The following is a 22,650-nucleotide window of genomic DNA, read 5'->3' as shown; positions in this document are numbered from 1 at the left end:
TTTTCCCATTATCAATTTCAGCGGGGTATCCGATCGCAGAATCGGGGCCCCTGTCCGCGGCCGCCCGCGCGGTAGCGCATTGCAACCCCAGACGAACACCAGGAGACACCATGCAATCCCTTATCAGACTGACCGGCATGCTGGTCGCCCTAACGGTTGCCGGCACCGCGGCGGCACAGAGCTTCCCGAGCAAGCCGGTGACCATCGTCGTGCCGTACTCGGCCGGCGGGCCGGTGGACAGCTTCGTGCGAGGGCTCACGCCACGGCTTGCCGATGCGTGGAAGCAGCCGGTGGTGGTGCTGAACAAGCCTGGCGCCAATGAAATCATCGGCGCCGAGTTCGTCGCCAAGAGCGCGCCGGACGGCTACACGCTGTTTGCTGGCACGGAAGCTGCGCTAACCATGAACCAATTCCTGTACAAAAAGCTGCCGTACAGCCCAGACAAGGACTTTGCCGAGGTCTCGCGACTCGTGGCACTACCGTTGGTGTTCTTCGTGCCGAAGACCTCGCCCGCCAATTCACTCAAGGAGTTCATCGCGCTCGCGAAGAAGGTTTCGGCAAGCAAGCCGATGACCTACGGCTCCTCTGGCGCCGGCGGCATCGCGCACCTACCCATGGCGATGTTCACGCATAACGAGAACCTGACCATGGTACACGTCCCTTACAAGGGTGCCGCGCCACTGATCCCAGAAGTGATCTCAGGGCAGATCGATGCCGCCGTGCTCGGCGTCTCGGTGATCGAGCAGCACGTCAAGTCCGGCGCGCTCAAGGCCCTCGCCGTCTCGGCGGACACGCGCTCGGCGGCGCTGCCCGATGTGCCCACCTTCAAGGAGTTAGGGATCAAGGAGATCAATGCGGTCTTCAATATCGGCCTTGTGGCGCCGCATGGCACGCCGACCGCGCTAGTGGAGAAGATTTCCTCTGACGTCAGCCGCATCGTCCAGTCTCCAGACTTCCGGAGAAAGTATATCGATGCGTTCTCCTATGTCGCGGTAGGCTCCACACCAGCGGCCTTCAAGGATTTTCTGGCACAAGACCGAAAAATCCAGAGCGAACGCGTGAAACTTTCCGGTGTGTCGCTCGATTGAGCCGAACTTAATCAACTCAAGGGAACCACCATCATGGCTACCGCCCCCCATCTGCCTCCCATCCTGCAGAACCTGACCTTGCCAGTGATCTCGTCGCCAATGTTCACGGTGAGCTATCCGGAATTGGTGCTAGCCCAATGCAAGGCCGGCATCGTCGGTTCGTTTCCCGCATTGAATGCGCGTCAGCCGGAATTACTCGATGAATGGCTGACGCTGATGAGGGAGGAGCTCGACACCTTTCGGGCGGCCAATCCCGGCGCGATTGTCGGGCCGCTCGCGGTCAACCAGATTGCCCACACTTCCAATGTGCGGCTGGAACAAGACGTAGCAACGTGCGTGCGCCATCGCGTGCCAATCTTCATCACCTCACTGCGGGCGCCGGTGCGGGAGATCGTCGAAGCCGTCCATTCCTATGGCGGCATTATCTTCCATGATGTGGTCAATCTGCGCCATGCAGAGAAAGCGTTGGAAGCTGGTGTTGATGGGCTGATTCTTGTCGCTGCCGGTGCCGGTGGACATGCTGGAACTCTGTCGCCGATGGCTTTGGTAGGTGAGGTCCGTCGTCGCTTCCACGGTCCCATCGCGCTGTCCGGCGCTATCGCCACCGGCGATGCAATTCTTGCGGCGCAGGCCATGGGCGCTGACTTTGCCTACATCGGTACGCGCTTCATCGCCAGCGAGGAAGCCAATGCGAGCCAGGACTACAAGCAATCGCTGATCAAGGCCGGCGCGTCTGACATCGTCTATAGCAACCTATTTTCCGGTGTGCACGGAAACTACGTCCGCGAAAGCATCGAGCGTATTGGGTTGGATCCCGACAATCTGAGAGAAGGCGAGAAATCCAAGATGAGCTTTGCGGATGGTCGCTCCAAGCCAAAAGCTTGGAAGGATATCTGGGGCGCCGGGCATGGCGTGGCGCAGATCCATGACATTCCTACCACCTCCGAGATCGTGAGACGGCTTAGTCGGGAGTACGTTGCTGCGCGCGATCGTATTGCACGATTGCCCTGATCCCAAGACAAAAGGGCATCGCGCAACACAAGTGCAATCACTGTGACTGCGGTATCCGACTTTCTCGGTACCGTTGGATCTAAGGATGCTCTGCACAAACGCGAATCGAGTATGCTTGGCCATTTAACGGGAAACTAAATGCGCCACGACGCCAACCTATCAGCCCAGAGCGAAGCTGTCTGGCACGCGCGGAGCAGCATTCGCGGGCTGCGCGCGAGGCATCAGCATGAGCCCGAACCGCGCTCATGCTCGAGCAGCCAGCAGTTTGCCGCGCGCCATCCACAAGCTGGACAGCGCGAACAAGGTCATGAGTTGCGCGGTGTTCTTCCTCTCCCTCGAAAGCGGACCCTGGTGTAGCCGAACTGCCGCTTGATGACCCGGAACGGATGCTCGACCTTGGCCCGGATGCCCGCCTTGATTCGCTCGACCTGATTGACGAGCGCGCCAAGCGGTTTGCTTTGGTCCGGGACGCGACGTTTGCCGGGCTTCATCGCCGCGTGCCAGTTCACGCCCGCCCGCGCGTCCGGACGCTTGTCCACGCCTTGATAGCCCGCATTGCCAAACGCGTCGGTTTCGTCGCCATGCAGCAGGCTGTTGGCCTCAACCACGTCGTTGACGTTGCCCGCCGTGCCCCGCACCGTGTGCACCAGGGGTGCCAACGTCCCTGGCAAGCCGCGAGTCTTCCTCGTATATCTGGGTGGCGGCAAGCAATACAAGGACATCATCACGAAGTCAGCGCTGGAAGCGCTATAGCGGCTTTTCGCTGGAAGGCGCGAGCGCCAAGCCGGAAGCGATGGCTGCCTGATCCGTTCGCGCCCCTCTGCCTGCGTGACTGATCGGCGCCGTTGGCCCAGGATTCCCGGACGATCGGCTGGAACCCCTTCGACCAGGACAGCCGCTGATTTCATGCAGCGCTGGTCGCCGTGTTCGATCGACAACCAGGCAGAGACTCTTCCCTTTCCGCGCCCGTCAAGCGTTCAGACGTTTGCTAACGACCCCAACCGCAAAAACGCTCGAGCAGATCCGCCTCAGTTTCATGGACCTCGACCGGCAGGCCGCCTGCGCCCGCAAAGGCCAGATAGCGGGCGCGATGCTGGCCGTTTCGAAACGACACCACACCTTCGCGGGCAAAGCCAATCAATCCGGCTAACGTACGGCAGCGCCGGGTTGTGAACGTTACATAGGGAATTTCCGGAATCCGCTCCTGCCCGGGTGCCAGGAACTCGCGAATGCCGCGCACCTTGCCCGCATGCCAGTACTGCGCAGCCTGGAGGACATAGTCCGTTTTATCGCGATCTGCGCAAGCAAGCAGCTTCTTCAGGTCGATCAAGACCACCTTATGACGCGAGTCGGGGGCGTCGAAGCCGCATTTCATGCGGGTGAATGAATAGGGACTATGACCGGGGATAGGAACGATCCAGTTCCCGTCAGAACTGCGCTGCACCTGATCTGTTGGCAAGGCGACTCCGATTTCTTGTTCTCTCCGAAGCCTCGTCGGGTCCGGATTCGATGCGGCGCGGTTGGAACAGCGCTGCAATGAAATTCGTATGACCAAGCATTATGCGTTAGCGCCGCGCCTGTGTGAACTCGCCGATCACTAAAGCGGATGGCTTCGCGGCGCGGCATGAGTTGCCCCCGTCGAAGCTCCGTCGCTGCCCGGCTGCCCCAGTTCCGCCGCGTGGGAAACCCATCTGGACCGGTTGACAGCGAGCGACGTACGAAAAAAATGGCCGACACTTGTGCCGGCCAAACGCCCTTAACAGTGAAAGCCAAGGTCGATATGAGACTGTCGTGGGCACGCCAGGGGGCGCGCCTCGTCCTGCGGGCAGGAAGTTAGAAGCGATGTCGCATGCCGAGCATTGCGCCGGTCTGGTTTTGGCCTGGCATCGTATTGGGCGTACTGGTCACACCGAAGGTTGCATTGCCCTTGTTGTTAACATAGCCAAGCAGCAGGTACGCGTCAGTACGCTTGGACAAGGCGTAGTCAGCGTTCAGCACGAACATCCACGAATCTTTGCTGTCGGTGCGGGCGTCGGTGTAGTAAGCCGCGCCGGTCAGGGTAAAGGCGGGAGTGAACTTGTAGTTCGCGCCGAGCCAGTACAGGTTGTCGTGACGGGCCGTGCCAGTCGTGACTTCGTCACGCATCCAGCGGTAGCCGCCAAACACCTTGGCAGCGCCGAAGGCATACGACGTACCAATCGCAGCACGTTTTGCGGCGAGGTCCGCGGAAGCCAGGGTGCTGCCCTGGAACTGGTCGTACGCGACGCCCACCGAGAACGGCCCGTTCGCGTAGGCCAAACCACCACCAAAGTTCTTGCCGACCTGGAAGTGGCCCGGCACTTCGCCGCCGAGGCCGGAGTTCACGTCGCGGCCGAAGCTATAGAAGCCGGTTGCCGTCAAGCCGCCGAACTTACCGGTGTACTTGATAGCGTTGTCGGCGCGACCGTTAAATTGATTGTCGACCGAATTCAGGGAGTACATCGGGCCCGCCGCCATCGGGTCATAGGCTCCGAACAGGTCATACAGCGAATTTTGCTGTCGGCCGAGGGTGACGGCACCGAAATTGCCCTGCAGGCCAACGTAGGCCTGGCGACCGAAGAGCCGGCCACCCTGCGCGGATTTGCCGCTATCGATATCGAAGCCGCTTTCCAGCACGAAGACGCCCTTCAGGTTGCTGCCGAGGTCCTCGACCCCGCGCAGACCCCAGCGTGAACCTGAGAGGCCCCCGGAAGTCACACCAACGACAGAGCCACTGCCATTTGCGCCACCATTGACGTGGTTTTGGAAACTGATGCCGGCATCAGCGATGCCATAGAGCGTCACATTGGACGACGATTGGGCAAAGGCAGAGCCAGACATGGCGCAAGCTGCGGCTGCTACTGCGAAGAGAGCTTTTTTCACTGTCAATTCCAGGTTCTTATTTGGCGGAGGGTCCAGCCGGTGGCGTCACGGCTTGCATGCGAGCCGAAACCACCCACCGACGCGGCCGCCAGATAGTGCGACAGGAATGTGACAGCAATGAGTCAACAATTATGCAGAGATTCGCACAATCATTTCAAAATCAAGAACAATATGTGCACGTCCGGCAGCTAAACTCCATCGCCGGGGCGCGCCGATATCTCTCTGACGTGAGTGACAGATTTTTGACGAATTTGTGTCGGTCTGCCCCAAACCTGTCCCCTCCCGGTTATAAACGCTTGGCAGTTGCATCACCGACGAGACCGTCGGGCATGCCGGGGCACGATTGCGCCTGACCGTCGATAAAGACCGACGGCCCTGCCACCGACCCGCGTCAACCGGGTTCCAGGACCAAGTCACCGGACCAACTCACCGTACCGACTCGGCCGATCACGGCAGCCTGTTCCACGCATACACCGAAGCGTTCAAAGAAGGCGGTATCACGGCGCTCGCGCGATACAAAGCCATACCTGCCATGTTGGCCCTTGCCTTGCGAGACCTCGATCAATGCTCGCATCAGACGCTGCTCGCAAACCAAGCTTGTCAGTGCTGCCCCCTCTCTGAGCATCCACGCACTGAGGTCTCGCAGTGAAAGATCGAGCATCCTTGCGGCATGCGCCCGACTCCAAGGCGCATTCGGTTCTCCAAAGACTGCCCGCGCAAGTTTCAAGGTAAGGGGTTTCGCCGGATCGTGCGCCCAGTTGCGCGGCGAGTGATCACCGCTCTCGTCCCGGATGGGACGCCTCGAAGCCATGACGTCAAAATGTATGGCATCACTGGCTGCTATGAGGCTATGCGACATGGTGTACAGGTCAAAGCGCCGATACGCGCTCACCCGCGCACTTTCCCCCGCCTTCAATGCGACACTACCCATCGCGCCGCGCAACCAGCAGCCTCCACTGCGGCAGTGGACATCAACATCGAACGGCAGCCGGATGTTATTCAGTTGCATTCCGTGGGCAGCCGGTGGCTTGTCTAGGCGGTCGCCCGACGCAAACCGCCATAGCTAGCCCAGGATCGTGCCACAAGGTATCCCGCATCCACCGGCAGATTCACCCCGGTGATGGCCGCGGCCCAGTCGGAGGCCAGGAACAAGACAGCCTTTGCCACTTCTTCTGCCCCGAGCCGATCTTGTCAGTCTCCCGCCCGGCTTCCATCATCGTGTCGCCTGAACACGTCTCCGTCAGGCCATAGGCATCCACATATCGCGCGTTCGTGAACAGGCCGGAGAATTCCCGGATGCGCTCTTCCGGCGTACGCTCACCGCCGCCGACGAGCCATTTGAAGCTGGACGCGCCCATGGGGGTAATCGAGGTCGATGTCAGTTCCACACCGATCGTGCGTGCCACCGACCTGTTCCGGCGCGGGAATTGTTCCTCGATCTTGCCCACACAGGGGACGGCCGCCGGGGCAGTTCGAACGGAGCCGGACCGGGCGCAGCCGCGGTCGCGCAGACGTGGATCCCCGAGCCCGCCGGCGCCGCTACTCCCGCATCCTCTGTGCCATGAACGTCCGCAGCGTCTGCATTGCGGGCGTCTCGGTCCGCCCCTGCAAGGTGATCAGGGCGAACTGCGCGTTGGTATGCAGGGGCGGCGTCAGCACCAGTTCCGCCAGCTCCCCCCTCGCAATTGGCTCGCGCGCGGCCGCGATGATGCCGAGGAAGACGGCATCGGTCTTCCGGGCCGCTTCCACCAGGCTGGCGATTTCCTCGCAGCGCAACGTGACCATTTCATCCGGATGTGCGCGCGGCCCGAAGTGGGCGACCAGGATGCGCGCCACCTCGTCCGACAGCGGGCTTGAAGCGATCGGATAGGCCAGCAGATCTTCGAAGCGCACGCACGCCAGCTGGTGCAACGGATGGCCGCTGCGGCAGATGAAGCCGGCACGCAGGTCCGGCAGCCGTTCCACGTTCAGATCGGAGCCCGGCACCAGCGAGCGCAGGTCGATCACGATGCCGTCCAGTGCGCGGCCGCGCAACTGCTGCAGCTGCAGATTGGTGGCGCCGCGGGAGATGGTGAGTCGGACCTTCGGATGGTGCCTGCCCATATGGACCAGGAAGGGCGTCATCAGCATGGCGCCCGGCCCCGACCCGAACCCGATGCGCAGCATGCCCGCCTCCCCGGCTTGCAGGTCGCGCGCACTCTGCTTCAGCTCGCCGGCCTCGAAAGCGATTCGCCGCGCTCTCTCCAGCGCCAGTTGCCCGAACGGCGTCAACTCGTTGCGCTTGCCGATGCGGTCCACCAGGGACATGCCCAGCTCCGATTCCAGCGCCTGGATGCTGCGGCTGAGGGCCGGTTGCGTCAGGTGCAGCCGCGCCGCAGCTTGGCTGAAAGAGCCGGTTTCGGCCAGCGCAATCAGATGCTTGAGCTGAATCAGGTTCATGCGGCCGTCTCGTATGCAATTTTGTAATGATAATGCAAAAAATGATGCATTGGACATCGCGGGACGGCCTTCCTAACATGGCTCGCAGCCATGCGTCCCCGACCGGGGCAAGCACAAGACCTGGCACCTTCAACAGGAGACAACGATGTACCTCACACGACGCCTGTGCCGCCTGCTGGCCGGCCTGCTCACCGCCTCGCTGGCCGGCGCCGCTTGCGCTGCCGCGAGCGGACCCGGACCCTATCCGGCCAAGCCGATCGCGCTGATGGTTCCCTACCCCGCCGGCGGCGCTTCTGACGCGATCGCCCGGGTGCTGAGCCAGCCCATCGGCAAGCAGCTCGGCCAAACCGTGCTGGTGGAAAACCTGGGCGGCGTCAGCGGCGCCATCGCCGCGCAGAAGGTACCGTCCGCCCCGGGCGACGGCTACTACGTGTTTCAGGGTTCACCCAACGAGGTCATTCTTTCCCCGCTGGCAAACGCCGCGGTTAAGCTGCAGGCCGAAGACTTCCAGTTGGTGCAGCCCATCTCCACCGCGGTGTTGGCGCTGGTTGCGCGCAAGGACCTGGAGGCCAATTCCTCCGACGAACTGATCACGCTGGCGCGCAGCCGCAAGGACAGGCCCTTGTCCTACGGCAGCGTGGGAGTGGGCTCCCTGTACCACATCCTGGTCGAACACATGCAGCAGCTCACCGGCACCAGGATGACCCACGTGCCATACAAGGGCGCGGCGCCATTGGTCCAGGACATCGGTGGTGGCCAGCTGGACTTCGCCATCGTGCCCTTCAATGCCGCGCTCGGCGCCATGGCGCAGCAGGGGCGGCTGAAGCTGCTGGCCACCGTGGGCGCCAACCGTCCCGCGCTGCTGCCCAATGAGCCGACCATCAGCGAAGGCAAGCTGCTCAAGAACTTCGCCTTCACCATCTGGACTGGCGTCATGGTCAAGAAGGGAACGCCGCCCGACGTGGTCCAGCGCCTGAACCAGGCGCTCGGCAACGTGCTCCAGGATCCCGCCGTGCGCGCGGGCCTGGAAACCCAGATGCAACTGGTGGCCGCACCGATGTCGCTGCAGGAAGCGGCCCGTTTCTATGAGAGCGAAACCGCACGCTATCGCGGCCTGGCCAAGGCCATTGGGCTTCAGCCCCAGTAACGCGCCGACGCACCTCACGCATCACGGCCCTCACCCGACAAAAAAAGGGAAACCCCATGCATGCCGTCCTGGAATCGCTGCGCGCGGGCGCAGACAAGTTCATCGCGTTGCGGCGCGATCTCCATCAGCATCCCGAGCTCGGCTTCCAGGAGCATCGCACCAGCGACGCCGTCGCGAAATGCCTTGTGGAATGGGGCTACGAAGTCGAGCGCGGCAGCGGCACCGGCGTGGTCGGCACGCTGCGGCGCGGCAACGGCAAGCGCCGGCTTGGCCTGCGGGCCGACATGGATGCCCTGCCGATTGACGAGGCGAACGGGCTGCCCTATGCCAGCCGCCACGCCGGCGTGATGCATGCCTGCGGACACGACGGCCATACCGCCATGCTGCTGTGCGCCGCCGAATACCTGGCGCGGGCGGGGGAGTTCTCGGGCACGCTCCACCTGATCTTCCAGCCTGCGGAGGAAGGCCTGGGCGGCGCCCTGCGCATGATCGAGGAAGGACTGTTCGAGAAGTACCCCTGCGACGCCGTGTTCGCCATGCACAATATGCCGGGCATGCCGCAGGGCAAGCTGGTGCTGCGCGAGGGGCCGACGATGGCCTCGTCGGACTACGCGACCGTCACCCTGCGGGGCGTGGGCGGCCACGGCGCCCTGCCCCACCGCGCGGCCGATCCGCTGGTGGCGGCGGCCGGCATCGTGCTAGCCCTGCAGACCGTGGTCGCGCGCAACGTCGATCCTCTGCAGATGGCAGTGGTAACCGTCGGCGCCATGCACGCCGGCCGCGCCAACAACGTGATTCCGCAGGAGGCCACGCTGGAGATCAGCGTACGCGCGCTGGACCGGGAAGTGCGCGCCACGCTGGAGCGGCGCATCAAGGCCCTGGTGCAGGCGCAGGCGGAAAGCTATGGCGTGCGCGCGGAGATCGACTACCGGCAGGGCTACGCGGTGCTCGTCAATACGGCGCAGGAGACCGAATTCGCGCGCCGCACGGCGCTCGAACTGCTGGGAGCGGACGGTGTCGTGCTGCAAGGTCCGGCGCTGCCGGGCAGCGAGGACTTCGCCTTCATGCTGGAGCGCTGCCCGGGCAGCTACCTGCTGATCGGCAATGGCGACGGCGACAGCGCGGGCGCCTGCATGGTGCACAACCCGGGCTACGACTTCAACGACGACAACATCGCCATCGGCGCGGCCTACTGGACCCTGCTGGCGCAGCGTTTCCTGACGGACTGAAGCTTGCGCAACTGCCGTGACGCGCGCCGGAAACAAAAAGGTCAAGGTGAAATCCTTGACCTCGTCCAAGCGCCCACCACGCTTGATCAATGTGGTACGCGACTAGGCGCCGTCGGTGAACATGACGCGCCTGATGGCAATGCGCGCCGAGGGCGTCGCCGATAAGGTGATAGATCGAGTCGATGCCGACCGTTGCGTAGGTCAGCGGCTTGCTCTTATTCTGCTTCGCCAGTTCGAGGAATTTGTCCAGCGTGTCGGCCGGCAGGCAGTTGCGCACGAGTAGCAAGATATTGGCGTCGCTGATGGGGGCCGCCAGCATCAAGTCCTCGGGCTTATAGCGGGCTGCCGGATTCAGTAACGGGGACAGGAACACCTCGTTGATCGAGCCGTGGAAGAAGGTATACCCGTCGGCCGGCGCGGCCAGCACCTTGTTGGCGCCGATTACCCCGGTGCCGCCGCCATAGTTTTCGACGACCACCTGCGGCTTCACGCTCTTGCCGATGGATGCGGTGCGCGCCGGCTTCGGTGCCACCATCCAGCCGGGCGCAGCGACCGCGCGCCTCAATGATCCGACGCTGGTCCGCTCGCTGGTAGTCGACGCCCAGGTTGGACGGCACAACATGCTGGCCAGCCTTTCCGACGACGAACTGTCGCCTGCGGCGCTGGCGGCGCGGGTCGTGCTGGCCGATACCGCGCGCAGCCTGGTGCGCGACGGTGCGTGGTTCGGTGCGACGCTCCACAAGGAGTGAGATCGAGATGGTGCCGCAATGCCGCCATCAGCCTGACCAGCATGATCCGCCACCAGCCGCATCTGCACGACGCGATGCGACGGTTCGATCCCCAGGCTCAATCAACCGTGATCTTTCGCTCCTTGACAATCGCGCTCCACTTTGCACTTTCCTTCTTCATGAAGGCAAGCAGTTCCGGCCGCGTGGTCGGCTGCGGAGTCAGGCCATGCTTGTTCAGGGCGTCTTTCACCTCCGCGTCGTTCAGCACCTTGACGATCTCCTGATTCCAGCGATCGAGGACGGACCCCGGCGTCTTTCCCGGGGCCACGAAGGCATACCAGTTCAGCGCCTCGAAGCCGGGGTAGCCGGATTCCGCCACGGTGGGGACGTTCGGCAGGTAGGCCGGTCGCACCGGGCCGGTAGTGGCCAGCGGCACCAGCTTGCCGGCCTCGACCTGCGGCATCGCAGTCGGCGGTGCCGCAAAGTACGACGTCACACGCTGGCCAAGCAAATCCTGCAGTGCTGGTGCACCGCCCTTGTACGGAATATGGACCATCTCGATGCCAGCACGCTGGTTGAACAGTTCGCCCGCCAGATGGGATGCGGAGCCAGCGCCGGTGGACGCGTAGTCCACGGCACCGGGCTTCTTCTTCGCCAGCGCGACGAACTCGGCCAGGTTCTTCACGCCGGCGCCCTTGTGCACCACCAGCATATTGGGAAAGTTCACGCCGCCCGATACGGGGGCCAGGTCCTTGAACGGATCGTAGGGCAGCGTCATCAGGTGTGGCGCGATGGTCAGCGGCCCGATCGAGCCGAACAGCAGCATGCTGCCGTCTGCCGGACCGCGGGCCACCAGCTGGTGGGCGATATTGCCGCCAGCACCGCCACGGTTGTCGACGACTACCGGCTGGCCGAGGTTGTCCGCCAGCTTCTTGGCGATCAGCCGCGCGGCGGCATCGGCGGCGCCGCCGGCCGCAAAGCCGACCACCAGCGTGACCGGCTTGCCGCCGGCGATGGGCTGCGCTTGCGCAATGCCCGATGAAAGGGGAAAACAGAGCGCTGCCAACGAGGTAGCGCGCAAGATCAGTCGACGGTTCATCGAATCGGTCTCCGTATTGTCATTCTGGAAGGGCGTGAGAATTGGCCAATGGCCGGCCGGGCGATCAGTCCGCCCCGAGCCCGACCGGGTTCGGCCGGCGTTTCTCGACCGCATGGCGCAGCAGCGCGGCACTGCGAAAAACGCCGTGGGCAAACTTGCCGTAAGGCAGGGTGGCGAATAGCGCCATCACCGCCCCTAGGTGCAGGCATAGCAGGATGGCCATCGCCGGCGTGCCGCGGCCCAGCCACAGCGCCAGGCCGCTGGTGGCGGTCAGGAACAGCAAGGCGATGAAGCCGAGGTCCATCGGCCGCTGGCCGTGGGCCAGGTGCAAGCAGTGACGTTGCAGGTTGAGCCAGCCGAGACCTGCGGTGCCGATCGCGAGGCTGACGCCGCCGACGGCACCGAGCACCTTGGGCAGGCTCGGTAATTCGTATGGCGCGTGCCAGCCGAAGGCATAGTGATAGATCGTCGCCACGGCAGTTGCGGCAAAGCACAGCAGGAAGCCGTAGAACGTCAGGTGATGGAAACGTCGGCGCGAAAGCGTGAAGCCATCGTCGGCATTGTTGCAGCCGGCACCGTGACCGCCGTCCAGGTATTTCAGCCGCAGTACGGCGGAACCGGCCTCCGCCGCCGCCGGCGCGCTCACTGGCGCACCGCTGGTCGCGGGGGTGACTTCGCGCCAGAACCTGCGCACCCCCATTGCCAGCGCAAGCACAACGAACCCGAACACCGGCGCAAACATCGACACCAGCAGGTTATGCGGGAACAGCGCATAGAAATTTCCGGTGGCAGGACCACCCCACAGCGTACCGTTAAGCGCCACAGCCATCAGCAGGAACAGTGTCAGGCTGAGCGCAAGGGCCAGCGACAAGGCGAGGCCATTGCGCCGGTACAGCTTGCCGAGCGCTAGCGGCCACGCATAGTCCTGGTAGGTCTGGCCACGGACTTCCGCCATCGCTGCCGGGATGTTGACGGCGAACTCGTGCGGCGGCGCGTACTGGCAGGCATGCAGGCAGGCCCCGCAGTTGTGGCAGAGGTTGGCCATATAGTGCACATCGGCACGGCCAAACTCGAGCCGCCGCGTCATGGCGGGGAAAACCGCGCAGAAGCCTTCGCAATAGCGGCAGGCATTGCAGATCTGCAGGATGCGCGCGACTTCGCCCTCGGCAGCCGTCAGCGGCAATACGGGATGAATCGGAATCACGCGTCGGTCTGTGCCGCCCACGCCTTGCGCGTCGGCACGAGCCTGATCGACCAGCTCAGCGAGCGATGGCATTGGGCTGCTCCATGTCGAAATCGAGATGTCGGAAACCGCAGGCACGCGCGGCGCTCACGCCTGCGATGCGGCCAAAAGCCGTGCCGATCGCCATGCCGACGCCGGCGGTATAGCCCTTACCCAGCACGTTGCCGGCCATCATTTCGCCGGCAACGAACAGGTTCGGGCTCGGCCGGCCATCGAAGTGGACCTGCGCCCGCTCGTTGACCTTGAGGCCCAGGTAAGTGAAGGTCACGCCGGGGCGCAGCGCGTAGCCGATGTAGGGCGGCGTGTCGAGCGGCCGCGCCCAGTGCGTCTTGGCCGGTGCGATGCCCTCGGTGGCGCAATCGTCCAGCACCGTGTGGTCGAACGTGCCGGGCCGGCACTTGGCGTTGAAGGCTTCCACGGTTCGCACGAAGGCGGCTTCCGGCACGCCGAGCTTGCGCGCCAGTTCGTCGAGCGTATCGGCGGTCGTGCCCGGGAAGACCGGCGGCATGAAGCGGCCGATGGCCTTCTGGTCGATGATCGAGAAACCGATCTGCCCCGGCTGCTGCGCTACCAGACGGCCCCAGATAGCATATCGCTTGGGCCAGAAGTCCTCGCCCTCATCGTAGAAGCGTTCCCCGTCGCGATTGACGACCACGCCGAGCGAAACACAGTCGATCCGCGTGCAGATGCCGCCGTCATAGAGCGGTGCGCGTGCGTCGATGGCCACCATATGGGCCTGGGTCGGATCGCCGATCGCGTCGGCGCCTGCGTCGATCATATGGCGCAGCAGCACGCCCTGGTTGAAGCGCGTGCCCCGGATCAGGAAGTTGTCCGACGGCCACTCGCCGCGTTCATTCTGGCCCCAGGCTTCGCGCAGCCAATCCCGGTTCGACTCGAAACCGCCGGCGCCCAGCACGCAGCTCCTGGCCTCGATGCGTTCGCCGGTAGCGGTCACGGCCGCGACGAAACGGTCGCCGTCGCGCTCAATGGCAACAACCGGGGTGTCGTAGCGGATCTCGACACCAAGTGTCTCGGCACTGCGGAAATAGACGTTGACGAGTGCCTTGCCGCCGCCCATGAAGAAGGCATTGGTGCGGGCCACATGCAGCGCGCCAGACAGCGGCGGCTGAAAATGGACGCCATGACGGCGCATCCAGCCTCGGCAACGCGACGATGCACGGATTGTCATGCGCGCCAGATACTCGTTGGTGATGCCACCCGTCACCTTCAGCAGGTCCTGCCAGTATTCCTCTTCCGGGTAGGCGTCGACCAGCACATCCTGCGGGGCCTCGTGCATGCAGCGCAGGTTGCGGGTGTGTTGCGAATTGCCGCCGCGCCATTCGCGCGGCGAGCCCTCCAGCAGCAGCACCGAGGCACCCGCCTCGCGCGCCATCAACGCGGCGCACAGCGCGGCATTGCCGCCGCCGATCACCAGCACATCTTTCATGGGGGAATCTCCTTGTGGGCTCGACTGTAAGCAAAGCCCGGCGGCGACGAAAGATGACGGTGATTAAGACGTGTTCAGTTTTTGTGAAGGGTCGGGGCGGCGGTGGTCGAAGTTGGCGGGTGAGAGGGGCGACGTTCTTGCCGCATCTGTTCGGAGCGTCAGTTGTATCCGAGTAAGGCGACGTTCCGGAGATCATCGTCCTCAGCCTGCTGGAGGAGAAGCTTGACTACAACTGGCAACGCCCCACCGGAAGGTGGCACTGAAGGCGAAGTATCTCGGTCCATCGGAATTCCTTCAAACGAGCGGGTGCCATCTGACTGAGCGGCGTTCATGGTTACATGTCGAGGAAAGATGTGATTAGAAAATGCCAGTGACGTTGTACTGCCGGCCGAAACACTTATCGGCCGGGTCGACCACGCGCGCATGCGCATCAGCACGGCTCTTAAAACTGCTGCAATGGCTCAGCGCCGTTCGGCGACGGGGCCAAGGACGATTCCCGAACGACGCGCCGCCAGCGTGCCAACTCAGCCTCCACGCGTGCGGCAAGCAGTTCAGGGCGGCCAGGCTCGGGTACCGCGCCATAGCTCTCGAAGCCTGCTTTAACCTCCGGATCCTTCAGAACTTCACCCAAAGCGTGGTTCAGTTCATCCACCTTCGTAGCGGGAGTCTCTGCAGGCGCGAATAGAGCGTACCACTGCGCCATTTCCATCCCCGCGACGCCGACTTCCGCAAGCGTCGGCACCTCTGGCAGGCCGGGAAGGCGTTGTGGAGCGGCGACCGCCAGTGCATGCAACTGGCCCGCGCGCAGCGGCCGATAAGCGGTAAGGAGACTGGAGAACATGAGCTGGGATCGTCCATCGATGGTCGATGCGATCGCGGGTGCGGCCCCCTCGAATGTGATACCGCGCATCGACGTGCCGGTGGCCAACTGGAACAACTCGGCAGCGAAGTGCGGCGGCGTCCCGTCGCCCGCGGAAGCATATCTGAGGCTTCGTGGCGCATGCTTCAGGCTGGCGATCAGTGTGTACAGGTCGGCCGGCGTCTGCGCGGGATTTCCTACCAGCAGTATCGGCGACGATCCGATCAGCCCTATCGGTGCGAAGCTGCCGACGGGATCGTACGCGACTTCCTGGAGCGCGGGATTCATCGCGTGGGTTCCGACATAGCCGAGCAACAGGGTCTGTCCATCTGGAAGCGCTCGTGCCACATACTCACAGGCTATCCCGCCGTTGGCGCCGGCACGGTTGTCTATGACCACCTCCTGCCCCAGCAGTCGCCCAAGCCGCGCGCCGATGAGGTGCGCCACCGCATCGTTGCCACCGCCGGCGCGCGTGGGCACGATGATCCGAAGGGGTTTTGGTCGCGATACCTGAGTTGCCTCACCTACCTGCTCTGGTCGCGAGAAAACATAGTCTGGCAGGTGAAGCTGGCCGTCCATGATCTTGCGGGCCGTGCGAACGAGTGCTGCACGGGTCACAATCGCCTCTTCGCCCTCACCTTCCAGTTCAACCTCCACCTCGATCCGTCCCGCTGGATGTAAGACCACCAATGCGTGGCGACCGGGCTGCCGACGGCATTCACTCGCCACCGTGCCCGGCAATGCGAATGCGCTGGCCACGCCGATGGCGCCCGTGACGGCATGAGACGCATGGCATTTGCGCGGCGTGAAGTAGCGCGACGTGATGCTATCCGGCGAGTCGCCGGGACTGACCAGCACGGGCTTTGGAATGACGCTCTCGGAAACATCGCCGAGTCCCATCATCTGTCCGGCCCGCAACCGCAGCGCCTCCAAGCGCTCGAGCAACGCGGCGTCATTGTCAAGTGTGGCCGGTGCCTCGCGCCCACTGACTCCAAGGTCGCGCGCCCGAACAATCATCAGGGGCATGGCCGCGTCGATGCAGGTCACCTCGATGCCATTGATCAGGTCGATGCGGTTGCCAGTGGGGAAAACCTTGCCGGTCACGGCGCCCCACGCGTCGAGGAAGTCGAGCAAGATCGGCGCCCCGGTGCCGGCGACGCCATCGATCCGGGTGTCGCCGTCGTAGCTGATCCGGCCTCCCGGCGTACGTACCGTCACGTCGATCCTGGCGCCGGTATTGACGTTGTGAACGCGCACGCGGGTGGATCCATGCTGGGCAGGGATTAGCCCCTGCTCGATGGCGAAAGGGGCAACGCCGGACAGCATATTGCCGCAGTTCGGCCGCGTGTCCACCGAGCAGTTGCCGACCCCGACCTGCGCGAACAGGTAGTCCAGGTCACACCCGGGTTGCGTGGATCGCGACACGATCGCGACCTTGCTGTTGAGCGTACTGCCACCGCCGACGCCATCGAGTTGCAGCGGGTCCGATGCGCCGATGGCGCCAATCAGCGCCTGGTCGCGCGCCTCGTCGCCTTCCGGTAGCCATTCCCGCAGGAAGAACGGCCCGCGTGAGGTGCCGGCGCGCATCAGCACGCAAGGTATGGTCTTGCTCATCTCAGTCCGCCTTCAGCTTTGCCGCGTGAACCACCGATTTCCACTTGACCTGCTCCTGCTGCATGAAGGTGCGCATTTGGCTAGTTGTCATGGCCGTAACTTCCGCGCCCTGGCCTTCCAGGCGCTGCGCCACGTTCTTGTCGGCAAGCGCCTGATTGAGCGCCTTGTTCAGCGCCTCGACGACTGGCGCCGGCGTGTTGGCCGGTGCAAAGATGGCGTACCACTGTGAGACGTCGACATCGTTGATACCTTGTTCCTTCAAGGTCGGCAGGTCCGGCATCAGCGCCGAGCGCCTGCTGCCCGCGATGCCAACGGCCTTCAGCTTGCCGTTCTTCAACTGCGGCAACGCGGTAAAAAGACTCGGAAACATCACTTGGGTCTGTCCGGCAACCGTGTCGTTGATCGCGGGAGCTGATCCCTTATAGGGCACATGAAGCATGTTTGTGCCGGTGGAGAGCTTGAACATTTCGGCCGCAAAGTGAGGGGCTGTCCCATTGCCGGCAGAGGCGTAGCTGAGCTTCCCCGGTGCCGCCTTGAGCAACGCCACCACCGTCTTTGCGTCGGTCGCCTTCAGACTTGGATTGACCACCATCACGGTTGCCGAAGAACCGACCATGCCGACCGGCACGAAATCCTTGACCGGGTCATAGCGTAGCGTCTGCAGCGCGGGATTCATCGCGTGCGTGGCCACGTAGCCGAGCAGCAGCGTGTAACCATCGGGGGGTGCGCGCATCACGAACTCGCTTGCAATTGCCCCGTTGGCTCCCGCCTTGTTGTCCACCACGATTGTTTGCTTGAGGATCGACGACATGGCCTGGCCGACCACGCGCGCCATGGCGTCGTTGGCGCCTCCCGCCGCAGTGGGCACGACCAGTGTGATTCGCTTTTCCGGGTAGGCCCCCAGGGCGCCAGTACTCCCGAGCGCCGCCGCGATGACAAGGCTGCCGAGGAAAAGTCGCTTGGTTGATTGCATCTGTCTGCTCCGTCTAATGTCGTTCTGTCGTCGGCCTGCCCGGCCGCATACGCATGGTCGTCGTTTCCCGCTATTTAGTGAATTGAGTTTTTAGGATCAATTGATGCACACTGAGCATCAGTGACAATGCACGGAGAAAACACCGATGACCATCAACTTCAACCTCAACGATCTGCAGGCATTTCGCGCGGTGGCCGAACTGAACAGTTTCCGCAAGGCGGCCGCCTCCCTCAATGTGTCCCAGCCCGCCTTCAGCCGACGCATCGACAAGCTTGAAGAGGCGCTGGGTGTGCGCTTACTGGACCGCACCACCCGGCGTGTGAGTTTGACGACTGTCGGTCGGGAGTTCGACCGGAAGGTGAAGGAGATACTCGACCAACTGGACGAGACGCTGCTTGGCATACGGGGCGTGACGACCACTCGCATGGGAGAAGTGACCATTGCTTGCGTACCGTCCACGGTCTATTACTTCCTGTCGCAGGTCATCTCGCGCTACCACGCGCAGTATCCAAAGATCCGAGTCAAAATCCTGGATGCCAGCGCGAACGAGGTGCTGTCAGCGGTGTCGCGCAGCGAAGCGGACTTCGGGATCAACTTCGTGGGGGGACAGGAGCCGGATATCGAGTTCAGCCCTTTGCTGGAGGAACGGTTCGTCGCAGCCTGCCGCCGCGATCATCCGATCGCGAAGCGGCGGCACGTGACTTGGGCAGACCTCGCCGAATATGACTACATCTCGGTCAGCAAGGCCTCCGGCAACCGCCTGCTCCTGGATCAGGCGCTGTCCAACGTGTCAGGATTGCCGCAGAGCATCTATGAGACCCAGCACGTCACCACGACTCTGGGCTTAGTGGAAGCCGGCCTTGGCATCGCCGCGGTGCCATCAATCGCCATGCCGGGCCCGGACCACCCCCTGCTCGTTAGCGTTCCGCTGACCGACCCTGTCGTTACGCGCAAGATCGGGCTGATACGTCGCAAGAGCCGCTCCCTGACGCCTGCAGCGCAGCAGTTATACGACTTCCTTAGCGAGATAAAGTCAGGGCGTCGCAAAGCTGGCGGCCGCCGGCGCGGCGGGTAACGGTGGCGATGCTGCAGTTTGCCGCGGGGCTGGCCCCGAGTCCCGTTTTCGGCAAACTCTGCTCGACCGCTTCGGCTAAGAGATGGCAGTCAGCGTGGCGACCAGCGTGTCCGATCCGCTGCCGGTCCGCGTCAGCGGCATCAATTCTCGCTGGCGCCAGTTCAGTGAAGGGCTCAGGCTGGATAATGCGCACCGACGCCAGGTAGATCGCACGGCCGTCTTGAAGGAATAGCCGGTCGTAAGCGCCAGCGCCACCACGCCTTCCTGGGCGGGCCGCACCTCCAAGGGTAGCAACCTAGCGCCGGCTCGACAGCACCCGGTCGACCATCACACCGGCTTGCCCCAAATTGTTGCTTGGATCGCACATCGCCTCGAGTTGGTTGCGCGACACGTGGCGGCTGATTTCGGGATGGGCCGCGAGAATGTCGATCAGCTGCCGGTTGCCGGTGATGGCCTCGCGGCAAAGGTCATAGACGAGATCATGCGCGTACTCGCGGCCAATGTACGGCCCGAGACCCATCATTACCGCCTCGGACATCACCAGCCCGTGCGTGATGTCTATATTTGCCCGCATGCGATCGGCGTCGACCTCCAATCCCTGCAACACGAACTTCGCCTGCTTCAAGGCGCCGGAAATCAGGCAGAAGATCTCTGGCAGCGATACCCATTCGATCTCCCACGGCCCGGTGGAACGCTCGTGGTCGGCGACCATGGCGTCCATCAGGGCAGCCGCGTGCTGTCGCGCCACCGAGATGTTGGCGTGGATGTACAGACACGAGATCGGATTGCGCTTCTGCGGCATGGTTGACGAAGAGCCGCGCCCCGGCGCGAATGGCTCGAACACCTCCGCGACCTCCGTCTGCATCATCAGCTTTACGTCCATGGCGATCTTGCCGAGGGAGCCGCCGACGAGTCCGAGAAAGGCCCCGACTTCGGCGATAGTATCGCGCACCGTGTGCCAGGAAATCAGCGGTTGCGCCAGCCCCAGCTCCTTCATCAGCTCCGCCTGTGTTTCCATGGCGCCCGTCTGCAGCGAGGACAACGTACCTGACGCCCCACCAAACTCCCCCATCAGCACACGCGGCTTAAGTTGCTGCAGCCGCTCGCGATGGCGATCGATCCCGGCGAGAATGCTGGCCATCTTATAGCCAAAGGTAATGGGCGTGGCCTGCTGCAGGTTGGACCGGCCAATCACCGGCGTGTCGCGATACTTCTTCGCCAGCGTTGCGAGCGCGTCGGCGATCTCGTCGAGATCCGATTCGATAAGTGCGAGCCCCTCGCGCATCTGCAACACTGCCGCGGTGTCGGTAATGTCCTGGGTAGTGGCGCCCCAGTGGCAGAACTCGCCGAGTCCGTCCCGGCAGTTTTCATTGATCTGGTTGACCACCGCAATGATCGGATAACCGATCTGCTCGGTCTTGGCCTTGAGCTTCACCCAGTCTATCTGCGAGAGCTCACAGTTCCGGACGATCTCGTCGGCCGCTTCCTTCGGGATGATGCCAAGCTCACCCTGCACCTTTGCCAGCGCACGTTCAATGTCCAGGTACTTCGCGGTTCGGTTTTCGTCGGACCACACCTCGCGCATGCGCACGTCGCTGAACATGTCGCCAAAGATGCGCGAGTCGATGATGGTGGAAGCCATAGTGTTTTACCTCTCCGTCAATGTCAGATGTATCGTCGCCCGCCAGGCGACTGTCACACAACGCTGTCCGCGTGCATCGCCGCGATTTCGTGGGGCCCATATCCAAGCTCCGCGAGAATAGCGTCGGTGTGCTGGCCCAGTGCCGGTATCGGGTCCATGCGCGGCCCTTCGTTCCATGTACCCGGCGGCAATAGTGCTGGCAGTGCACCCTTGGGCGAGTCAACTTCGGTCCAGCGGCCGCGCGCCCTGAGTTGCGGGTGCTCCCAGACGCCCTGCATGTCGTTGACCTGGGCATTCGCGGTCTGCGCCAACTCCAGTCGCTCCACCACTTGCGTACCAGTCAGGGATGCAAAGGCATCCACGATGATCTGCCGCAACGCCGTGCGTTCGGCCACGCGTTTGGAATTTGAGCTAAAGCGCGGGTCTTCGATGAGTTCGGGCCGCTGGAGCACTTTCCGGCAGAAGCTCGCCCACTCCCGCTCGTTCTGCAGCCCCAACATCACTGTGACGCCGTCTCCAGCCGGAAAAGGCCCGTACGGATAGATGGTCGCGTGGCTTGCACCGGTCCGCGGCGGCGGCGCCGCGCCGTCGAATGCGTAGTAGAGGGGATAAGAGTTCCATTCCGTCAGCGACTCGAACATCGAGATGTCAATGCGCTGGCCACGTCCGGTCTGGCTGCGCTGCAGCAGCGCAGCCAGGATGTTGGTGTAGGCGTACATGCCGGCGGCAATATCGGCGATCGAAGGGCCAGCCTTGCAGGGCACTTCCGGCGTTCCCGTCACCGACACGAAGCCAGCTTCGCTCTGGACCAGGAGGTCATAGGCCTTCTTGTCGCGGTACGGCCCGGGATGCTCAGGATCGTCGCCATAGCCCGAGATGTCGCAGACGATCAATTCGGGCTTGACCACGGAGAGCCTGTCGTAGCCTAGTCCAAGACGCGCTGCCGCGCCCGGCGCGAGGTTCTGCACCACCACGTCCGCCTTCTCCTCGATCAGGCGCGTTAGTACGCCCGCTGCTGCCGGATGCTTGACGTCGAGCGTCAGGCTTTCCTTCGAGCGATTGGTCCAGACGAAATGCGACGCCATGCCGCGAACGCGTTCGTCGTACCCGCGAGCGAAGTCGCCGACGCCCGGCCGCTCGATCTTGATGACACGCGCACCGAGGTCGGCAAGCTGGCGCGTGGCGAACGGCGCCGCGATAGCGTGTTCGAAGGTGACGACAGTCAGGTCTTTGAGGGGTTGCATCATCCTTTCCCGTAAGGCAAATCAGCGAAGAACCGCGGTGGCGTCCATGGTCAACCAGCCCTCATGATCGGACGCCCACAAGCGAATAGTCTTGCCGTCCGCCTGCGGTTGCCCGCTGACCTGGAACGGATGCAGGTCGAAGGTCGGGCGTACCGCGCGGAAGCGAAAGCTCGCCACGTCGGCCTGGGGCAACTCTCGCCGCAGCAGATCCAGCAGCAGCGTGGCGATCAACGGGCCATGGACGATCAGCCCAGGGTAGCCCTCGACCTCGGTCACGTAGCGGCGGTCATAGTGGATACGGTGCCCATTGAAGGTCAGCGCCGAATAGCGGAACAGCAGGACATCGTCCGGCACGATCTGGCGCTGCCACGCTGCTTCCGCCAGCGCGGCCTGGGGCGGGGCCGGCACATCGCCTGATTGCTGTGCTTCGCGGTAGACGATGTCGTGGAACTCCACCAAGGCCGGTTCCGCAGCCCCTTCCGCGCACACCTCGTGACGGACCTTGACGAACACCAGTTTGCCAGTCCGCCCCTCCTTGCTGGAGACGTCATCGATCGTCGAGGTCCGCAGGATTCGGTCGCCCACCCGTAGAGGAGCGCGGAACTCGAACTGGCCCCCGGCCCACATCCGTCGCGGCAGCGGCACGGGAGGCAGGAACCCCCCGCGCCTGGCATGGCCGTCCGGCCCGATCTCGCTCTGGCGATGCATGGGCAAGAAGTAGAGCCAATGCCACAGTGGCGGCAGTGGGGTGCCCGCCAGTTGCGCTGCCGCCGGATAATCCAGCGTTGCCCGCAGCGCCGCGACCGGTGCGGCGGTAACCGTATCCTCCCGCTGCTCGCTGCGTCCGATCCATGTCTTAGGGTCGATTGCCTGTTCTTCCACTGATGACTCCTTGCTTTATGTGCTTGCCC

18 protein-coding genes and 4 pseudogenes are annotated in these 22,650 nt (G+C 63.4%); 6 read left to right on the top strand and 16 right to left on the bottom strand.

Features of this window, described 5'->3' with window-relative positions; translation table 11 throughout:
* Positions 1 to 110: 110 nt before the first annotated feature.
* Positions 111 to 1,088 (top strand): Bug family tripartite tricarboxylate transporter substrate binding protein, encoded by a 978-nt coding sequence (locus AC10V3_RS09365; protein ID WP_022534960.1) that lies wholly within the window; start codon positions 111 to 113, stop codon positions 1,086 to 1,088.
* A 33-nt stretch (positions 1,089 to 1,121) separates the two neighbouring features.
* The gene (locus AC10V3_RS09360) at positions 1,122 to 2,099 is read left to right on the top strand and encodes an NAD(P)H-dependent flavin oxidoreductase (protein WP_022534959.1); all 978 of its coding nucleotides are present in this window, start codon (positions 1,122 to 1,124) and stop codon (positions 2,097 to 2,099) included.
* Between the two features lie 243 nt (positions 2,100 to 2,342).
* Here the strand turns inward: AC10V3_RS09360 and AC10V3_RS09355 are convergent.
* From AC10V3_RS09355 to AC10V3_RS09325, 7 genes and pseudogenes are all read right to left on the bottom strand, one after another.
* Positions 2,343 to 2,749: pseudogene (locus tag AC10V3_RS09355) on the bottom strand (transposase); the annotation flags it as partial.
* A gap of 338 nt (positions 2,750 to 3,087) precedes the next feature.
* Positions 3,088 to 3,558: a plasmid fertility inhibition factor family protein gene (locus AC10V3_RS09350; RefSeq protein WP_022534957.1), complete on the bottom strand. Its 471-nt coding sequence runs from the start codon at positions 3,556 to 3,558 to the stop codon at positions 3,088 to 3,090.
* Positions 3,559 to 3,932: 374 nt separating this feature from the next.
* Complete coding sequence (locus tag AC10V3_RS09345; protein ID WP_022534956.1) at positions 3,933 to 5,000, bottom strand: porin; 1,068 nt, start codon at positions 4,998 to 5,000, stop codon at positions 3,933 to 3,935.
* Positions 5,001 to 5,391: 391 nt separating this feature from the next.
* Positions 5,392 to 6,009, bottom strand: coding sequence for a hypothetical protein (locus AC10V3_RS09340; RefSeq protein ID WP_349606948.1), 618 nt, complete (start codon positions 6,007 to 6,009; stop codon positions 5,392 to 5,394).
* 23 nt (positions 6,010 to 6,032) lie between these two features.
* On the bottom strand, positions 6,033 to 6,167 hold the full coding sequence (locus tag AC10V3_RS09335; protein ID WP_374063658.1) for an SDR family oxidoreductase: 135 nt from the start codon (positions 6,165 to 6,167) through the stop codon (positions 6,033 to 6,035).
* An 11-nt stretch (positions 6,168 to 6,178) separates the two neighbouring features.
* A pseudogene (locus tag AC10V3_RS09330) lies at positions 6,179 to 6,337 on the bottom strand (acyl-CoA synthetase); the annotation flags it as partial.
* Positions 6,338 to 6,539: 202 nt separating this feature from the next.
* The gene (locus tag AC10V3_RS09325) at positions 6,540 to 7,439 is read right to left on the bottom strand and encodes a LysR family transcriptional regulator (protein ID WP_022534953.1); all 900 of its coding nucleotides are present in this window, start codon (positions 7,437 to 7,439) and stop codon (positions 6,540 to 6,542) included.
* 145 nt (positions 7,440 to 7,584) lie between these two features.
* On the opposite strand from AC10V3_RS09325, the gene AC10V3_RS09320 reads away from it, so the two are divergent.
* Together AC10V3_RS09320 and AC10V3_RS09315 are read left to right on the top strand one after the other, a co-directional pair.
* Positions 7,585 to 8,586, top strand: coding sequence for a tripartite tricarboxylate transporter substrate binding protein (locus tag AC10V3_RS09320; RefSeq protein WP_490923549.1), 1,002 nt, complete (start codon positions 7,585 to 7,587; stop codon positions 8,584 to 8,586).
* A 56-nt stretch (positions 8,587 to 8,642) separates the two neighbouring features.
* Positions 8,643 to 9,815, top strand: a complete 1,173-nt coding sequence (locus AC10V3_RS09315) for a M20 aminoacylase family protein (protein ID WP_490923548.1) — start codon at positions 8,643 to 8,645, stop codon at positions 9,813 to 9,815.
* A gap of 142 nt (positions 9,816 to 9,957) precedes the next feature.
* Here the strand turns inward: AC10V3_RS09315 and AC10V3_RS09310 are convergent.
* Positions 9,958 to 10,350, bottom strand: a pseudogene (locus AC10V3_RS09310) (tripartite tricarboxylate transporter substrate-binding protein); the annotation flags it as partial.
* On the opposite strand from AC10V3_RS09310, the pseudogene AC10V3_RS09305 reads away from it, so the two are divergent.
* A pseudogene (locus AC10V3_RS09305) lies at positions 10,298 to 10,564 on the top strand (LysR family transcriptional regulator); the annotation flags it as partial. The pseudogenes AC10V3_RS09310 and AC10V3_RS09305 sit on opposite strands and share 53 nt — an antisense overlap.
* 97 nt (positions 10,565 to 10,661) lie before the next feature.
* Here AC10V3_RS09305 and AC10V3_RS09300 read toward each other — a convergent pair.
* The 5 genes from AC10V3_RS09300 to AC10V3_RS09280 all read right to left on the bottom strand — a co-directional run bounded on the left by AC10V3_RS09300 (position 10,662) and on the right by AC10V3_RS09280 (position 17,778).
* A complete protein-coding gene (locus AC10V3_RS09300; RefSeq protein ID WP_022534948.1) occupies positions 10,662 to 11,642 on the bottom strand; it encodes a Bug family tripartite tricarboxylate transporter substrate binding protein in 981 nt (326 codons plus the stop codon).
* A 64-nt stretch (positions 11,643 to 11,706) separates the two neighbouring features.
* Positions 11,707 to 12,918: a tricarballylate utilization 4Fe-4S protein TcuB gene (gene tcuB, locus AC10V3_RS09295; protein WP_022534947.1), complete on the bottom strand. Its 1,212-nt coding sequence runs from the start codon at positions 12,916 to 12,918 to the stop codon at positions 11,707 to 11,709.
* Positions 12,902 to 14,332: an FAD-dependent tricarballylate dehydrogenase TcuA gene (tcuA, locus tag AC10V3_RS09290; protein ID WP_349606944.1), complete on the bottom strand. Its 1,431-nt coding sequence runs from the start codon at positions 14,330 to 14,332 to the stop codon at positions 12,902 to 12,904. The genes tcuB and tcuA overlap by 17 nt, the downstream gene beginning before the upstream one ends.
* A 442-nt stretch (positions 14,333 to 14,774) precedes the next feature.
* The gene (locus tag AC10V3_RS09285; protein ID WP_022534944.1) at positions 14,775 to 16,805 is read right to left on the bottom strand and encodes a 4-oxalomesaconate tautomerase; all 2,031 of its coding nucleotides are present in this window, start codon (positions 16,803 to 16,805) and stop codon (positions 14,775 to 14,777) included.
* A gap of 1 nt (position 16,806) precedes the next feature.
* A complete protein-coding gene (locus tag AC10V3_RS09280; RefSeq protein WP_022534943.1) occupies positions 16,807 to 17,778 on the bottom strand; it encodes a Bug family tripartite tricarboxylate transporter substrate binding protein in 972 nt (323 codons plus the stop codon).
* 145 nt (positions 17,779 to 17,923) lie between these two features.
* Between AC10V3_RS09280 and AC10V3_RS09275 the strand changes: the two genes are divergently transcribed.
* Positions 17,924 to 18,853, top strand: a complete 930-nt coding sequence (locus AC10V3_RS09275) for a LysR family transcriptional regulator (protein WP_022534942.1) — start codon at positions 17,924 to 17,926, stop codon at positions 18,851 to 18,853.
* Between the two features lie 295 nt (positions 18,854 to 19,148).
* Here AC10V3_RS09275 and AC10V3_RS09270 read toward each other — a convergent pair whose 3' ends face one another.
* Genes AC10V3_RS09270 through AC10V3_RS09260 form a run of 3 tightly spaced genes read right to left on the bottom strand, consistent with a single transcriptional unit; the run spans position 19,149 to position 22,621 of the window.
* Positions 19,149 to 20,495 (bottom strand): class-II fumarase/aspartase family protein, encoded by a 1,347-nt coding sequence (locus AC10V3_RS09270; protein ID WP_022534940.1) that lies wholly within the window; start codon positions 20,493 to 20,495, stop codon positions 19,149 to 19,151.
* Positions 20,496 to 20,548: 53 nt separating this feature from the next.
* Positions 20,549 to 21,739, bottom strand: a complete 1,191-nt coding sequence (locus AC10V3_RS09265; protein WP_022534939.1) for a CaiB/BaiF CoA transferase family protein — start codon at positions 21,737 to 21,739, stop codon at positions 20,549 to 20,551.
* 21 nt (positions 21,740 to 21,760) lie between these two features.
* A complete protein-coding gene (locus AC10V3_RS09260) occupies positions 21,761 to 22,621 on the bottom strand; it encodes an HTD2 family dehydratase (protein WP_454751924.1) in 861 nt (286 codons plus the stop codon).
* Between the last annotated feature and the right edge of the window lie 29 nt (positions 22,622 to 22,650).

The sequence above is a fragment of the Cupriavidus sp. PB-02 genome (assembly GCF_058252315.1).
The sequence above is the reverse complement of the archived record's forward strand: the minus strand, read 5'-3'. Positions and strand labels throughout refer to the sequence as shown.

Coding starts and splice junctions, on each gene's coding strand:
- AC10V3_RS09315 (WP_490923548.1), top strand. CDS start 8,643: ATGCATGCCGTCCTGGAATCGCTGCGCGCGGGCGCAGACAAGTTCATC.
- AC10V3_RS09275 (WP_022534942.1), top strand. CDS start 17,924: ATGACCATCAACTTCAACCTCAACGATCTGCAGGCATTTCGCGCGGTG.
- AC10V3_RS09325 (WP_022534953.1), bottom strand. CDS start 7,439: ATGAACCTGATTCAGCTCAAGCATCTGATTGCGCTGGCCGAAACCGGC.
- AC10V3_RS09365 (WP_022534960.1), top strand. CDS start 111: ATGCAATCCCTTATCAGACTGACCGGCATGCTGGTCGCCCTAACGGTT.
- tcuB (WP_022534947.1), bottom strand. CDS start 12,918: ATGCCATCGCTCGCTGAGCTGGTCGATCAGGCTCGTGCCGACGCGCAA.
- AC10V3_RS09280 (WP_022534943.1), bottom strand. CDS start 17,778: ATGCAATCAACCAAGCGACTTTTCCTCGGCAGCCTTGTCATCGCGGCG.
- AC10V3_RS09285 (WP_022534944.1), bottom strand. CDS start 16,805: ATGAGCAAGACCATACCTTGCGTGCTGATGCGCGCCGGCACCTCACGC.
- AC10V3_RS09265 (WP_022534939.1), bottom strand. CDS start 21,739: ATGCAACCCCTCAAAGACCTGACTGTCGTCACCTTCGAACACGCTATC.
- AC10V3_RS09300 (WP_022534948.1), bottom strand. CDS start 11,642: ATGAACCGTCGACTGATCTTGCGCGCTACCTCGTTGGCAGCGCTCTGT.
- AC10V3_RS09270 (WP_022534940.1), bottom strand. CDS start 20,495: ATGGCTTCCACCATCATCGACTCGCGCATCTTTGGCGACATGTTCAGC.
- tcuA (WP_349606944.1), bottom strand. CDS start 14,332: ATGAAAGATGTGCTGGTGATCGGCGGCGGCAATGCCGCGCTGTGCGCC.
- AC10V3_RS09360 (WP_022534959.1), top strand. CDS start 1,122: ATGGCTACCGCCCCCCATCTGCCTCCCATCCTGCAGAACCTGACCTTG.
- AC10V3_RS09340 (WP_349606948.1), bottom strand. CDS start 6,009: ATGCAACTGAATAACATCCGGCTGCCGTTCGATGTTGATGTCCACTGC.
- AC10V3_RS09320 (WP_490923549.1), top strand. CDS start 7,585: ATGTACCTCACACGACGCCTGTGCCGCCTGCTGGCCGGCCTGCTCACC.